Annotated in this window: 10 protein-coding genes; 5 read left to right on the forward strand and 5 right to left on the reverse strand. The window is 43.8% G+C overall.

Annotation, left to right across the window (positions count from 1 at the left end; genetic code table 11):
• The first annotated feature begins 20 nt into the window (after positions 1-20).
• The gene (locus DW173_RS19365; protein ID WP_004314570.1) at positions 21-539 is read left to right on the forward strand and encodes a GNAT family N-acetyltransferase; all 519 of its coding nucleotides are present in this window, start codon (positions 21-23) and stop codon (positions 537-539) included.
• Between the two features lie 532 nt (positions 540-1071).
• On the opposite strand, the gene DW173_RS19370 is transcribed toward DW173_RS19365, so the two are convergent.
• The 4 genes from DW173_RS19370 to radA form a co-directional block, all read right to left on the reverse strand.
• A complete protein-coding gene (locus DW173_RS19370) occupies positions 1072-3537 on the reverse strand; it encodes a TonB-dependent receptor (RefSeq protein ID WP_049703610.1) in 2466 nt (821 codons plus the stop codon).
• A gap of 256 nt (positions 3538-3793) precedes the next feature.
• Entirely contained in the window at positions 3794-4396 is a 603-nt protein-coding gene (locus DW173_RS19380; protein WP_008640722.1) for a response regulator transcription factor, read from the reverse strand.
• Positions 4397-4412: 16 nt separating this feature from the next.
• Positions 4413-6062: an NAD(P)/FAD-dependent oxidoreductase gene (locus DW173_RS19385; RefSeq protein WP_049703549.1), complete on the reverse strand. Its 1650-nt coding sequence runs from the start codon at positions 6060-6062 to the stop codon at positions 4413-4415.
• 80 nt (positions 6063-6142) lie between these two features.
• Positions 6143-7510 (reverse strand): DNA repair protein RadA, encoded by a 1368-nt coding sequence (gene radA / locus DW173_RS19390; RefSeq protein ID WP_049703550.1) that lies wholly within the window; start codon positions 7508-7510, stop codon positions 6143-6145.
• 169 nt (positions 7511-7679) lie between these two features.
• On the opposite strand from radA, the gene DW173_RS19395 reads away from it, so the two are divergent.
• Together DW173_RS19395 and DW173_RS19400 are read left to right on the forward strand one after the other, a co-directional pair.
• Positions 7680-8783: an AAA family ATPase gene (locus tag DW173_RS19395; protein WP_118407181.1), complete on the forward strand. Its 1104-nt coding sequence runs from the start codon at positions 7680-7682 to the stop codon at positions 8781-8783.
• 9 nt (positions 8784-8792) lie between these two features.
• The gene (locus tag DW173_RS19400; protein ID WP_049703552.1) at positions 8793-9443 is read left to right on the forward strand and encodes a DUF3226 domain-containing protein; all 651 of its coding nucleotides are present in this window, start codon (positions 8793-8795) and stop codon (positions 9441-9443) included.
• A gap of 70 nt (positions 9444-9513) precedes the next feature.
• Here DW173_RS19400 and DW173_RS19405 read toward each other — a convergent pair whose 3' ends face one another.
• Positions 9514-10551 (reverse strand): asparaginase, encoded by a 1038-nt coding sequence (locus DW173_RS19405; RefSeq protein ID WP_008025258.1) that lies wholly within the window; start codon positions 10549-10551, stop codon positions 9514-9516.
• A gap of 401 nt (positions 10552-10952) precedes the next feature.
• Between DW173_RS19405 and thrA the strand changes: the two genes are divergently transcribed.
• Both thrA and DW173_RS19420 read left to right on the forward strand, forming a co-directional pair.
• Positions 10953-13388: a bifunctional aspartate kinase/homoserine dehydrogenase I gene (gene thrA / locus DW173_RS19415; protein ID WP_004315263.1), complete on the forward strand. Its 2436-nt coding sequence runs from the start codon at positions 10953-10955 to the stop codon at positions 13386-13388.
• Between the two features lie 101 nt (positions 13389-13489).
• The gene (locus DW173_RS19420; RefSeq protein WP_120145023.1) at positions 13490-14698 is read left to right on the forward strand and encodes a cofactor-independent phosphoglycerate mutase; all 1209 of its coding nucleotides are present in this window, start codon (positions 13490-13492) and stop codon (positions 14696-14698) included.
• Positions 14699-14793: the final 95 nt, after the last annotated feature.

The raw sequence follows: 14793 nt of genomic DNA on the forward strand, positions 1-14793 counted from the left end.
ATTCTTGAATAACTTTTCAAATGATGGAAATCAGATCTACCGAAATAAAAGATCTCCCTTTAGTGATGGAGATTTATGACTATGCCCGTGCCTTTATGCGTGCAACCGGAAATACTACTCAATGGATTGACGGTTATCCTTCTGAAGTATTGATTCGTCAGGAAATTGAAGATGGACATAGCTTTGTCTGCATAGATGAACAGGGAGAAATTTTGGGGACTTTTTGTTTTATCTTGGGAGACGACCCTACTTATCAACAGATTTATGAAGGAACATGGCTCAATAATGAACCTTATGGAGTGATTCATCGGCTGGCAACGAACGGAAAACAGAAGGGGGTATCGGAAACCTGCTTGAACTGGTGTTTCGAACGTTGGCCCAATCTCCGGGTAGATACTCATCGGGACAATAAAGTCATGCAGCATATATTGACGAAGTATGGTTTTCAACGCTGTGGCATCATTTATGTAAAGAACGGTACAGAGCGTATCGCTTATCAGATGACGCGTGTATCTGATGGAACAGAGAAACTTGCTTAATCGTGGTGGAGTGTAGTTGAAGTGTATTAGATGTGGGCAAGATAATCTTAGATATAAGCAAACCAATAGGAAACTGTAGGTAAAGTAATGCCAGAGTACCGGTATAGTTCCGTTAAGATGCCGGTATAGTTGTGTGAAGGTACCGCTATCTTTACCTTCCCACGGCCGTGGTGACTTCTTCCCACAGCCGTGACGAGATCTCTCCACGGCCGTGAAGAGAAGCTACCACAGCCATGGAAAGGTAAAGATAGCGTAGGGTTAAGAGAACAATGCCTATTGGATTAATTAAGTATAACGGCTTTATAATGCATACTTCATAGAGGCATACGTTCTTCTATCACGTATTCCATGCCATCAATCTATAAGAGACAGGCTGACAATAAAAGTCCGAATCTTTTATTGTCAGCCTGTTTTTGGGTTATTGTCAGCACTTATTGTCAGGTGTCAATGACTTGATAATCATTGTTCTATATGGATAAAATCTTTAGCTGACAATAAAATGACTAAATAATATCTCTATGAGTGAAAATGATTAGAACCGGCAGCGGAGATCTACCCCAAATTGCATTGGGCGTCCTTTCTGCATAAAACCTTTGTTCATTGTTTCGAAATAGAAGGCGGCATATTCTTTATTCAAGAAGTTGCGTGCCCAGAAACTAATCATTGCGTCACCGATTTCCAGATTCGTTCTCCAGTTGAGTGTGCCATAGAAAGATTGGCTGACATCGTTTTGTTCAGTCCAGTAGATACGTCCGGCAGCGTTATAATTAGCTTGGAATACAACCCGGTCGAAGATAGAGCGCGGACTGCAGGTGATGGCGTATTCTCCTCCGATATTTAAGGTATGTTTGGGGACAAAGGGAACATATTTGCCATTATAATCTGCGGTTACTTTAAAAGTGCCGTCTTTTTGCTCTTCGGTGATTACATAATCCGTAAAGGTGGCATACGTATATCCGTAACTGACATTCAGGCTAAGTTCTTTTGTCACACTGGCACGAAGGGCTGCTTCTGCACCATAGCTACGGCTTTTTCCTGCATTGATCGTGATACGTCCCAGACCACTTTCTGCAAATTGGGAGAGTTGTTGGTCGCGGGTATCCATATAGAATGCTGCGACGTCAGCCCAAAGTCTTCCTTCCCATAGAGTAAGGTGACTACCTACTTCGTAGTTCCACGAATATTCGGGTTTGTAAGTGGTGGACGCTTTTACATCAATCTCTTTTGTAGGTACCATTTGGTTCATCATATTAATGATGGTTTTTCCCCAGGTGGCATCTTGCCCTATTGTCGGACTTTCTTTGATGGCATTCATCATCGAATTTTTCAATTCTGTTTGTGATAAGTCAGAGAACATTTGGATGTTATATCCTCCCGAACGATATCCCCGGGTGACGGTGGCATAAACGTTATTTTGATTCTTCCATTCATATTGAATAGCAAATTTGGGTAGGAGCTGTACATAATCAGTAGAGAGCTTGCCAACGAAAGAGGCAGGGGCTTTCATATTCTGATCAGACAAGTTTATTTGGTTGGGTCCCATAGCTAAGTGAAAATCAAAACCAAAGTCGATAGGAGTGCTAAGAGAATTATACTTCATACTGATTTTCTCGTAATCGAGCCGGAGGCCGGCTGTAACGGACAGTCCTTCTATGAACAAGTTGTTGAAAGTAGACTGATGATAAAGTGCACCGCTAAGAGTCGGGGTATCGAAAGTTCCTCCTACGCTTAATGACGGGTTATGTACGGTCATTCCCATGGTGGGAGCTCCGGGTTTGGCAGATACTTCTTCAAAAGCTGCATTGGCGTTGTTTTCAATGACCGACTTCACTCCTTCTTCTTTAAACAGAACAGGACCTGTAGTATGCAGCCATTGATAGAATCCGAAAGCTCCCGTAGCCCACTGCCATCTTTTTCCGGGTTTGGCTTTCAACACAATCTCTTCGGAAATGGTGTTTGCACGTTGCTTTTGCTCAATATTGAAAATATCTCTTTCTGTGAAATCCTGATCGAGAAACATGCGGTCGTTCAGGTTCTGATAACCTGTCACGGCACTTAATATAAAGTTGTTGGCTTGATATTCGATGTTAACACCGGAGTTGAGCAATCCACGGCGGTAACTGCTGCGGTCGTTATATGAAATCTTACCGATATAATCTGCCCGGTCTTCTGTCATTTCCTTACCATTTTCTTTCGCTTTAGCTATCGCACTGGGGGTAATCCCGGTATAGTAATACGGATATCCGCCCTGATCGCTATATTCATAGCTAAGGGCCATATCTATTTTCAGGTTCGAAGTAGGCAGGTAAATACCACGGAAACGTCCGCCACCGGCATTGCTCTTGTCTACCTTTTCGTTGTTTCTTGCCGAATTTTCAAAGAAGCCACCTGTGTGTTCGTAGAAACCTCCGGTAGAAAAGGCGAAGCGGTCGGATGTCCGGTGATAGTGGGTGAGTGACACATTATAATTATTGTAGGTCGCTGCTCCCATGCGGATATCAGTACCTTGATAAGTGAAAGGCGATTTTGTGTGCACTTTGATAAGTCCTCCCATCGTATTACGCCCGTAGAGAGTGCCTTGTGGTCCGCGGAGAATATCAATACGTTCGATATCAGCATAGTTGAAGTCGAAAGCGGATTTGTCGATATAAGGGATGTTGTCTACATAAAGTCCTACGGACGGAGTGTTGATACGTGAGCCGATTCCACGGATATAAATGGAAGTGGTCAGTTTGGAACCATAATCGGGGATAAACAGATTAGGGACGATGCCTGTCAGGTTTTTCACAGAGTTCACCTGATTGGCACGCATATTATCTTGTGATAAAACAGTGGCTGCCACCGGTAATTCACGCAACTTACGATTCTCTTTCGGAGTGGCAATCACTACCACTTCTTCGATGTCTACTATTTTTAGTGAGTCTTTCGGGAAATCTTCTGCCCATGCTGTACCAGTCGTCAGGAGCGTAAGGGCAATCATAAAATTCTTTCTCTTCATCTGCTGTTCATTTATCTGCTGCAAAGTAACGGCAAATATAGACAATGGTCAATCCTCATTTATTAGGATTTGTTTCACCACAGTTTTCACCACAATTTTCACCACAGAGGACGCAGAGGACACAGAGGGTATAGTGAAGGTAACATCTTCACTCATTCTCTGATACAGACTGTTTGAGTGTTTTTGGGAAAAAGTGTGGAAAGTTTTTCTCTTTACCTTCTTTATCCTTTTTATCCTCTGCGTCCTCTGTGGTGAATCAGATTCGGTCTGCTTCTATATACCCGTTCATTACCGCATAAATAGTCAGTCCGGAGACGGACTTGATACCTAATTTCTCTGTGATATTTTTCCGGTGAGTGATAACGGTGGTCAGGCTGATATTCAGTTTATCTGCTATTTCTTTGTTGATTAATCCTTTGGTTATCAGTACGAGCACTTCTATTTCACGGGAAGATAGAATTTCCTGATGAGGCTGCGCCGGAGGCATGGATGGCATATCTTTCACCGGATAACCGTTGTGGTGGGCGTGTTGATGGAGTTTCAATATATTTTTCACCAATTCTTCCTCGGATTCATGGATGTTGAGTACAGGCACGCCGGACAGTTGGAATTGCGGACTGTCGCTTGCCAATACAATTGTTTTTCGTTTCCGGGGGAGAAAGAAAGCATTGTGCTCCACATAAATCTGTGCGGAAATGAAATAATGGGCATACATATCCGGCGTATCGTCCATCAGTTCACTGAATTGATGGAAGGTACGTATGGTTGCCATAGGAATCATTTCCTCCAGAATTCCTTTCAGGCCGAGACTGGTTAGTGTGTTTGCTTCTACAATGGCTATTTCGGGTTGATGATTCATTTTCATGTAGTTTTAGTTAACGATTGAAATAATTGGCTACCGCTTCCGCACACCGTTCTCCATCCACTCCGGCAGAAACAATCCCTCCGGCATAGCCTGCACCTTCTCCACAAGGGAATAATCCGCGAACGGTTGTATGTTGCAATGTCTCTTTATCGCGTACGATGCGGACAGGCGAAGAAGTACGTGTCTCTACGCCGATCATCACCGCTTCATTAGTGAGGAAGCCATGACTGTAACGTCCGAATTGCTGGAAACCGAGAGATAATCTTTTGCTGATAAACTCCGGCATCCAGAAATGAAGCGGAGAAGAAATCAATCCCGGGCTGTAAGAAGATTCGGGTAAGTCGTAACTCAATTTTTTGCGGGTGAAGTCCTGCATACGCTGTGCCGGTGCTGTCTGCCTTCTGCCTCCTTGCAACCAGCATTGACGTTCCTGTTCTTCCTGAAAGTAAAGGGGAAGAAGTTGAGAATTGAGAGTTGAGAGTTGAGAGTTGTTTAGAGATGGGTTAAGAGCCAGTAGCTGTTCATTTCGTTGCGCAGCTAACTCTCCATTCTCCACTCTCCACTCTCCACTTATTAAATCCTCTGGTTGCACTTCCACCACCATGCCCGAATTGCTCCATCGCGAGCCACGATTAGAAGGAGACATTCCGTTCACTACCACTTGCTCCGGTCCGCTGGCAGCAGGAACAATGAAACCGCCGGGGCACATACAGAAGCTATACACTCCTCTGCCTTCAACCTGTGTGACGAAGCTATATTCTGCGGCAGGCAGATACTTGCCTCGTCCCTCCTTGTTATGATATTGTATCTGATCGATCAACATTGCCGGATGCTCCAAACGGACACCGACTGCAATGCCTTTCGCTTCAATCGCCACATGATTCGCAGCCAGCCAACGATATACATCTCTCGCCGAATGTCCGGTTGCCAGTATCACAGGTCCGAGAAAAGTCTTTCCTGTATTTGTTTCGATACCTTTTACTTCGTCATTCTCGATAATCAGTGCCTCCATTCGCGTCTGGAAATGTACTTCTCCGCCACACTCGATGATGGTATTCCGCATATTTTCAATGACACGTGGCAACTTGTCTGTCCCGATATGCGGATGCGCGTCTACTAATATCGCCGTAGAAGCCCCATGCTGGCAGAACACGTTCAATATCTTATCTATATTCCCTCTCTTTTTGCTCCGGGTGTAGAGTTTCCCATCCGAATAAGCTCCTGCACCGCCTTCGCCAAAACTGTAATTTGATTCCGGGTCAACCGTGTGTTCCCTGCTGATTTGTGCTAAATCTTTTTTCCGCTCGCGTACGTCTTTTCCGCGTTCGATAACAACGGGACGTAACCCCAGTTCGATGAGGCGCAGGGCTGCAAATAGTCCGCCGGGACCTGCGCCCACGACAATCACTTGCGGCTTTCCCTCTACCTTATTATATATAGTATGCTCGTATTCATCATCTTTAGGCATCTCACGGATATAAGCTCGTACCTTCAGATTGACAAAGATAGTCCGCTGCCGTGCATCGATGCTCCGTTTCAAGATTCGGGTAGCAGTGATGTCACGCAGGTTCAAACCTTTTTCTTTAGAAAGATATTCTTTTAGTTTCTGTTCGTTTGCTGCGATTTCGGGAAGGATGCGGAGTTGGTATTCTTGTATCATTTAGTTATTGTTGATATTATTTTTGACTATAAAATTGATAAAGCGGATCATTTATTTATCAGTGACTATTTATCAGTGCCCTATCCGAATAGAGCCCTGAACGCCTCTTCCACCTTTCTCACCGGAACTAACTCGATCTTCAGTTTCTTAGTGTCAATCCCTTGCAAATTATATTTTGGCAACAAGAACCGTTTAAAACCCAATTTCTCGGCTTCACCAATACGTTGCTCAATTCGATTCACAGGACGTATCTCTCCCGACAGTCCGATTTCTCCCGCCATGCAAACTTCCGGCTCAATGGCTGCGTCCATATTGGACGAAAGGATGGCACTGATAACCGGCAAGTCGATAGCCGGGTCATTCACCTTCAGTCCTCCGGCAATATTCAGGAACACATCTTTCTGTGCCAGCTTAAATCCGACACGTTTTTCGAGAACAGCCAGCAGCATATTCATTCTTCTTAAATCGAAACCGGTTGCCGAACGTTGAGGATTTCCATAAACAGCAGAACTGACCAAAGCCTGTGTCTCGATCAAGAACGGGCGGATTCCTTCGATAGCGGAAGCAATAGCCACTCCACTCATTCCCTCATGATCCTGACTAAGCAAAAGCTCGGAAGGATTATTCACCTGGCGCAACCCATCCTGACGCATTTCATAAATCCCTAACTCTGCCGTACTGCCGAAACGATTCTTGATGCTGCGCAGAATACGATACATATAATGCTGATCGCCTTCAAATTGAAGGACGGTATCGACGATATGTTCCAATACTTTAGGTCCTGCAATACTTCCTTCTTTATTAATATGACCGATCAGCAACACAGGGGTATGCGTTTCTTTCGCGAAACGAAGAATAGATGCCGAACACTCTCTGACTTGCGCAATACTTCCGGGAGATGATTCGATACTCTCGGTGGAAATAGTCTGTATAGAGTCAATAATCACTAAATCGGGATTCGTATTCTTGATATGCACGTAAATTTGTTCGAGCGAAGTCTCACAAACGATCAGGCAATCACTGGAAGCGTCAGAGAGACGATCGGCACGGAGTTTAAGCTGTCGTGCACTTTCTTCACCGGACACATAAAGGATTTTCTTTTCCGGCATGTGCAGTACGGTCTGCATGACGAGCGTGGATTTACCGATTCCCGGCTCACCGCCTATCAGGACAAGAGAACCTTGTACAAGTCCGCCACCCAATACGCGATTCAATTCATCATCGTGCATATTGATGCGTGGCTCGTCGTCCGCTTCAATATCGCTAAGTGCCAGTGGTTTGGGTTTCTGTGTTTCAATGCCCGACACCGGGCGGCGGTTGGTAGGTTCTTTCCGTACGATTTCTTCAACATACGTATTCCATTCTCCACACGACGGACATTTACCCACCCATTTCGGTGAATCCTGTCCGCAATTACTGCATACATATACGGTTTTCTCTTTTGCCATTTTATCTCTTATTCTAACTAAATAAGTCTCGTCAACTTGCTTTTGGAGCAAAAGTAACTATAAATAGCCCAAAGCACAAAACAAATCTCATTGATTTTAATTCAATTATGTAAGGCGAATCACAATAATAACTATCTTTGTTGTGATAATACACAAAATACCGTTCAATATGAATAGTTTGTATATAAAGAATTATAAGAACCTGGAGAGTTTACAAATCGATAAATTGGGACGTGTGAATTTGATAGCAGGTGAAAATAACGTAGGTAAATCTTCGCTATTAGAGGCTGTTTCCATACTTCAATCTGGTGGAAGTCTTGAATGGCTGATGCAATTATTGGAATTCCGTGGTGAGTCAACTGACCGATATGTAGAAAACCACCAACGAAAGGAGTTGGATAGTTTTTTGTCCTTTGTTCCTAATTACGATAATGAGCATAAATTTGAGCTTCCTATTATGCTATCAGATATGGAATGTAAGGTGGAAATACGATTTGTGTATTTTACGGAGATGCAGGTAACAGAAGGTGGTTTTGATAGAACAGTTCGTACTGTTGTAGAGAATTACGACCCAAGTAGTTATTATGAAAATATAGGACTTGGTTTGGAGATTACTCCTTCTCTCGGTCAAAAGATTCTTTATACGTTTAATGGTTCGGTTCCTCGTTCCCAAATGGATTTGTTGAATAAAGTTCAATATGTAAGAATGGGGGATATAAATACGATAAATAATCCTTCTTTGTTTGATAAACTAGCTCTAACTCCATTACAGAAAGAGGTTGTGAAGGCTCTGCAAATAATAGAGCAAAGAATAGTGGATTTGAACTTCTTGAAAGATGATAGACGCAGAAATAGACTTTCACGTGAGAGAAATGAGGATGAGCGTGTACCGTATGTTGTGTTTGAGGGAGAATCAAAGCCACGTAGATTAAGTTCTATGGGAGATGGAATAAACCGTATTTTGACTATTATTCTTGCAATGTTGAATACTAAGGAGGGTGTTTTGCTTATTGATGAATTTGAAAATGGGTTACACTATTCAGTTCAGCAGAAATTATGGAAAGTCATTTTTAGTTTGTCAAGGATGCTCAATATACAGGTTTTCGTAACAACTCATAGCCGTGATGCAATTCGCGCTTTTGTAGCAGAAAATATAGAAAATGACGGGACATTTATTCGTTTAGAGCGGCGTAAAAGTAAAGTTGTAGCCGTTACTTACGATAATAAGGAAGACTTGGAGTTGGTATTGGAGCAGGATATTGAAATTAGATAAAACGATAAAATGGCTGACAAGCGGAGAGAAGAAGATTATGCATTCAAATTATTAGTAGAGGGACCGGATGATTTGTTTGTGATAGCGCATTTAAGGGAATTGAATCAATTAGAGGATAATATTTTTATTAAACCATGCGGTTCAGTAGAAAAAGCAATCGAATTATTTCGTATTCTGATAGATAAACAAACTGCCAATAATCGAATATTAGGGCTTGTGATTGATGCGGATTTGAATATAGCCGGGCGTTGGCAACGAATCTCTCAGATATTAGTTGAAAGCGGAAAGTATACAGTGCCTGATGTTCTTCCAAATGAAGGGCTGATTCTTTTCCCAAATGATTCTGACGATGTGAAGATTGGAGTTTGGGTGATGCCTGATAATCAATTGAGTGGAATGTTGGAGGATTTCCTGGCTAAGTTGGCTGTCAATGACAAAGACTTGTTAGATGAAGTAGATGCCGCTTTGGAAGTAATAGAACATAAAAAAGTGAATAAGTATAAAGCAATTCATAAATCCAAGGCTCGCATTCATACATTTCTGGCTTGGCAAGAGGAGCCCGGAGTTTCTATGGGAAGTGCAATTGCAAAAAGCTATTTGAGAGCAGACTCTGAACAGGCCATTTTATTTGTGAACTGGCTTAAGAATTTGTTTAGTTAAAACCCTATTTGTTCAACGCGCAAAACAAATTCAGATAAAATCTGTTCAATGCGTAAAACAAACAGGGAATTTACAGAGTTATCTCTCCTGCCATCGAACGGTTCATCCGGTCGCGCACCTCGTCCGCTGTATATCCATGTCCCAGTAAGAACATTAATTTCGTCACAGCAGATTCCGTCGTACTGTCATATCCGGAGACAACACCTGCCTGCAACAACTGGTAGCCCGTTTCATAACGTTCCATCTCTACCATTCCTGCGCTGCATTGCGTCACGTTGACAATCACAATTCCACGTTCGCTGGCCTGACAAAGCCGACGTATGAACCATTCCTTCCGGGGAGCATTTCCCGAACCGTATGTTTCGAGCACGACAGCCTTCAATCCGTCAATCCCCAGAATGGCGGCAATCACATTTTCCTGGATGCCCGGGAAGAGTTTCAGTACCACTACATTGGTATCTAGCAGATAATGAGGCTTCAATTCCCGCTCTTCACCATTTACGTGAATCTGCACATTATTATATTTGATATGGATTCCGGCTTCCGCCAATACCGGGTAATTAAAAGAACGGAACGCGTTGAAGTTTTCCGCATTCATCTTGGTCGTGCGGTTTCCCCGCATCAGATGATTTTCAAAGAAGATGCACACTTCCGGTACGAGCGCCCTCCCTTCCTTGTTTTGTGCGACGGCAATCTCGATGCTGGTCATCAGGTTTTCCTTTCCGTCCGTGCGGAGTACACCTATGGGAAGTTGTGAACCTGTGAGGATAACAGGTTTATCGAGTCCTTCGAGCATAAAACTTAATGCGGAAGCAGTGTAAGCCATTGTATCCGTTCCGTGCAGGATGACGAAGCCGTGGTAGCGGTCGTAATTTTCATGAATGATGCGTACCAGCTTCCGCCACATATCCGGTTCCATGTCCGACGAATCCATTGGAGGATCAAACTGATAGGTGTCAATCGGGAAGTTGAACTTTTGCAGTTCGGGGATATACTTTTGCAGTTGCTCGAAGTTAAAGTTCTCCAGAGCACCCGTCGCGGCATTCTCGATCATGCCAATTGTTCCACCGGTGTATATTAGCAATACGGAAGTATTTAATGGATTCATAAGCTGATTTTGTGCGATTGTTTTCGCAAATATAATAATATATTTGATATATAAGTAGCAAAATGTCATAAAAGTAAAGGCGGATGACAGGACGAATAGAAGACGGAAGATTCTTTTTATCAGAAAAAAACCGAAAAAAGTGATAGATTGAACGTTTTTATTATTACTTTTGCGACACTTATCAAAAACAAGAGTAGAAACAAGGACTATGATGAAGTACTATCCACATACAGTCACATCCATGTGTACCATGACCCTTAGGGGTTAATGGATAGTTTTTGTGTATCTACGTGATTCACGCTTGTATAAGCAGGCAAAATTCAATTTCAATTTTATTCGTAAACAACCAATCGTTCTGTAAAAAGTAAACAGCAGGACATTGCATTTAAATAAGTATCTTCATGAAAGTAATGAAATTCGGCGGGACGTCCGTAGGTTCCGTGAACAGCATTTTAAGCGTAAAGAGAATTGTAGAGTCGGCAAGTGAGCCGGTAATTGTAGTTGTTTCCGCATTGGGAGGCATCACTGACAAATTGATAAATACATCAAAGATGGCGGCAGCAGGAGATTCAGCATACGAGGGTGAGTTCCGCGAAATCGTTTACCGTCATGTAGAGATGATTAAGGAGGTGATTCCTGCCGGAGAAAAGCAAGTGTCGTTGCAACGTCAGATTGGCGAATTGCTGAACGAGTTGAAGGACATCTTCCAGGGAATTTATCTGATTAGAGACCTTTCCGCGAAGACTTCGGATACAATCGTCAGCTATGGTGAACGCCTTTCATCCATCATCGTTACCGAACTGATTGACGGAGCAAAATGGTTCGATTCGCGCACTTTTATCAAGACCGAAAGAAAACATAGCAAACACACGTTGGATACCGACCTGACTAATAAGTTGGTGAAAGAGGCTTTCCAGTCTATCCCTAAAGTGTCACTAGTGCCGGGATTCATCTCTTCGGATAAAACGACAGGAGATGTGACGAACCTCGGACGTGGTGGCTCGGACTATACGGCTGCCATTATTGCTGCGGCACTGGATGCGGCAAGTCTGGAAATCTGGACCGATGTAGACGGATTTATGACGGCTGACCCGCGTGTCATTTCAACTGCTTATACCATTACGGAATTGAGTTATGTAGAAGCGACCGAACTTTGTAACTTCGGTGCAAAGGTGGTTTATCCGCCGACTATCTATCCCGTATGTCACAAGAATATTCCTATTATAATAAAGAATACCTTCAATCCGGACGGAGTGGGAACGGTTATCAAACAAGAAGTTTCCAACCCGCAGAGCAAGGCTATCAAAGGTATTTCCTCCATCAACGACACCAGCCTGATAACTGTTCAGGGACTCGGTATGGTGGGGGTGATCGGTGTAAACTACCGCATCTTTAAAGCATTGGCTAAGAACGGAATCAGCGTATTCCTCGTGTCGCAGGCTTCATCGGAAAACAGTACTTCTATCGGTGTGCGTAATGCCGATGCCGACCTGGCTTGTGAAGTGCTGAACGAGGAATTTGCGAAAGAAATAGAGATGGGCGAGATTTCTCCGATTCTTGCGGAAAGAGATTTAGCTACTGTTGCTATCGTAGGCGAGAATATGAAACATACCCCGGGTATCGCCGGTAAACTTTTCGGTACGCTGGGACGCAACGGTATCAACGTAATTGCCTGTGCGCAGGGAGCTTCGGAAACAAATATCTCTTTTGTGGTCGATTCCAAATCTCTGCGTAAATCCCTGAACGTCATTCACGACTCTTTCTTCCTCTCCGAATATCAGGTACTGAACCTCTTTATCTGCGGTGTCGGTACGGTAGGCGGCAGCCTCGTAGAACAGATTCGTTGCCAACAGCAGAAACTCATGATGGAAAACGGATTGAAACTCCATGTGGTAGGTATCATTGATGCTGCCAAAGCAATGTTCAGCCGTGAAGGTTTCGACCTTTCTAATTTCCGTCAGGAACTGTTGGAAAAGGGTAAAGACAGTAGTCTGCAAACCATCCGCGACGAGATTATCGGAATGAACATCTTTAATTCCGTCTTTGTAGACTGTACGGCCAGCGCCGATATCGCATCGCTTTACAAAGATTTCCTGCAACACAATATCTCTGTGGTAGCAGCCAACAAGATTGCCGCTTCTTCCGCTTACGAAAACTATCGCGAACTGAAAACGATTGCCCGCCAACGTGGTGTGAAATATCTGTTCGAAACAAACGTAGGTGCAGGTCTTCCGATTATTAACACGATCAACGACCTGATTCATAGCGGCGACAAGATTCTGAAGATTGAAGCAGTGCTTTCAGGCACACTGAACTACATCTTTAATAAGATCAGTGCCGATATTCCTTTCAGCCGTACCATCAAAATGGCACAGGAAGAACGCTACTCCGAACCGGACCCGCGTATCGACCTTAGCGGTAAAGACGTCATCCGTAAACTGGTGATTCTGGCACGTGAAGCCGGATACCGTCTGGAACAGGAAGATGTTGAAAAGAACCTCTTTGTCCCCAATGACTTCTTCGAAGGTTCTCTGGAAGATTTCTGGAAACGTGTTCCAAGTCTCGACGCAGACTTTGAAGCCCGCCGTCAGGTATTGGAGAAAGAAAATAAACACTGGCGTTTCGTTGCCAAACTGGAGAACGGAAAAGCCTCTGTCGGCTTACAGGAAGTAGGCGCCAACCACCCGTTCTACGGTCTGGAAGGCAGCAACAACATTATCCTGCTCACCACAGAACGCTATAAAGAATATCCGATGATGATTCAGGGATACGGCGCCGGCGCCGGAGTAACGGCTGCCGGAGTATTTGCCGACATCATGAGTATCGCAAACGTTTAATTAAATGAAGAACTAAAAATGAAGAATGAAGAATTACTATGCAGCGTAATGGTGCAGCCAATTCTTCATTCATCATTCTTCATTCTTAATTTTCAAAAGAAATGAAGCATATCATTATATTGGGAGACGGAATGGCCGACTGGCCAGTGAAGTCATTAGGGGACAAGACGCTCCTGCAATATGCAAAGACGCCATATATGGATCAGTTAGCCCGAATGGGACGTAACGGCCGCCTGATTACTGTGGCGGAAGGTTTCCATCCGGGTAGTGAAGTAGCCAACATGTCTGTGTTGGGATATAATCTTCCGAAAGTGTACGAAGGTCGTGGACCGCTGGAAGCTGCCAGTATCGGCGTGGATTTGAAGCCGGGCGAGATGGCAATGCGTTGTAACTTGATTTGTGTGGAAGGAGAAATTCTGAAGAATCACTCCTCCGGACACATATCTACAGAAGAAGCAGACGTATTGATTCAATACCTGCAAGAGAAACTAGGCAATGACCGCGTACGGTTCCACACAGGAGTCCAGTACCGTCATCTGTTGGTTATCAAGGGAGGAAATAAAGAACTGGATTGCACTCCTCCGCACGATGTTCCTTTGAAACCTTTCCGTCCACTGATGGTGAAACCATTGGTGCCAGAAGCGCAAGAAACGGCAGATCTGATTAACGACCTGATTCTGAAATCACAGGAACTGTTGAAGAATCATCCGTTGAACCTGAAACGCATATCTGAAGGTAAAGACCCCGCCAATAGTATTTGGCCCTGGAGCCCCGGTTATCGTCCGCAAATGACTACTTTTTCCGAAACTTTCCCGCAAGTGAAAAAAGGTGCGGTGATTTCGGCAGTCGATCTGATAAACGGAATCGGTTATTATGCCGGATTGCGTCGTATTGCAGTAGAAGGGGCAACTGGTCTGTATAATACGAATTATGAAAATAAAGTGGCTGCTGCATTGGAAGCCTTGAAAACCGATGACTTTGTCTATCTTCATATCGAAGCCAGTGATGAGGCCGGACACGAAGGAGACATCGACTTGAAACTTCTCACTATCGAGAATCTGGATAAACGTGCCGTAGGACCTATCTACGAAGCAGTGAAAGATTGGAATGAACCGGTAGCAATAGCCGTATTGCCTGACCATCCTACTCCCTGCGAACTTCGTACGCACACTTCCGATCCTATCCCGTTCCTTATCTGGTATCCGGGAATTGAGCCGGACGAGGTGCAAACTTATGACGAAGTATCTGCCTGCAACGGTAGTTACGGTGTGTTGAAAGAAGACGAGTTTATTAAAGAATTTATGAAATAATGTTCACCACAGATTACACAGATTCGCACAGATTTAAAGTGATAAGAGACTTTTGTATTATGTAATAATAGAGAAAATATCTGTGTAAATCTGTG

This window comes from Bacteroides sp. AM16-13, from assembly GCF_003602705.1.
Classification (GTDB): Bacteria; Bacteroidota; Bacteroidia; order Bacteroidales; family Bacteroidaceae; genus Bacteroides; species Bacteroides xylanisolvens.

What these genes read in the sequence shown, in the direction of transcription:
- DW173_RS19365 (WP_004314570.1), top strand. Translation starts at nt 21, where the DNA reads ATGATGGAAATCAGATCTACCGAAATAAAAGATCTCCCTTTAGTGATG.
- DW173_RS19370 (WP_049703610.1), bottom strand. Translation starts at nt 3,537, where the DNA reads ATGAAGAGAAAGAATTTTATGATTGCCCTTACGCTCCTGACGACTGGT.
- DW173_RS19380 (WP_008640722.1), bottom strand. Translation starts at nt 4,396, where the DNA reads ATGAATCATCAACCCGAAATAGCCATTGTAGAAGCAAACACACTAACC.
- DW173_RS19385 (WP_049703549.1), bottom strand. Translation starts at nt 6,062, where the DNA reads ATGATACAAGAATACCAACTCCGCATCCTTCCCGAAATCGCAGCAAAC.
- radA (WP_049703550.1), bottom strand. Translation starts at nt 7,510, where the DNA reads ATGGCAAAAGAGAAAACCGTATATGTATGCAGTAATTGCGGACAGGAT.
- DW173_RS19395 (WP_118407181.1), top strand. Translation starts at nt 7,680, where the DNA reads ATGAATAGTTTGTATATAAAGAATTATAAGAACCTGGAGAGTTTACAA.
- DW173_RS19400 (WP_049703552.1), top strand. Translation starts at nt 8,793, where the DNA reads ATGGCTGACAAGCGGAGAGAAGAAGATTATGCATTCAAATTATTAGTA.
- DW173_RS19405 (WP_008025258.1), bottom strand. Translation starts at nt 10,551, where the DNA reads ATGAATCCATTAAATACTTCCGTATTGCTAATATACACCGGTGGAACA.
- thrA (WP_004315263.1), top strand. Translation starts at nt 10,953, where the DNA reads ATGAAAGTAATGAAATTCGGCGGGACGTCCGTAGGTTCCGTGAACAGC.
- DW173_RS19420 (WP_120145023.1), top strand. Translation starts at nt 13,490, where the DNA reads ATGAAGCATATCATTATATTGGGAGACGGAATGGCCGACTGGCCAGTG.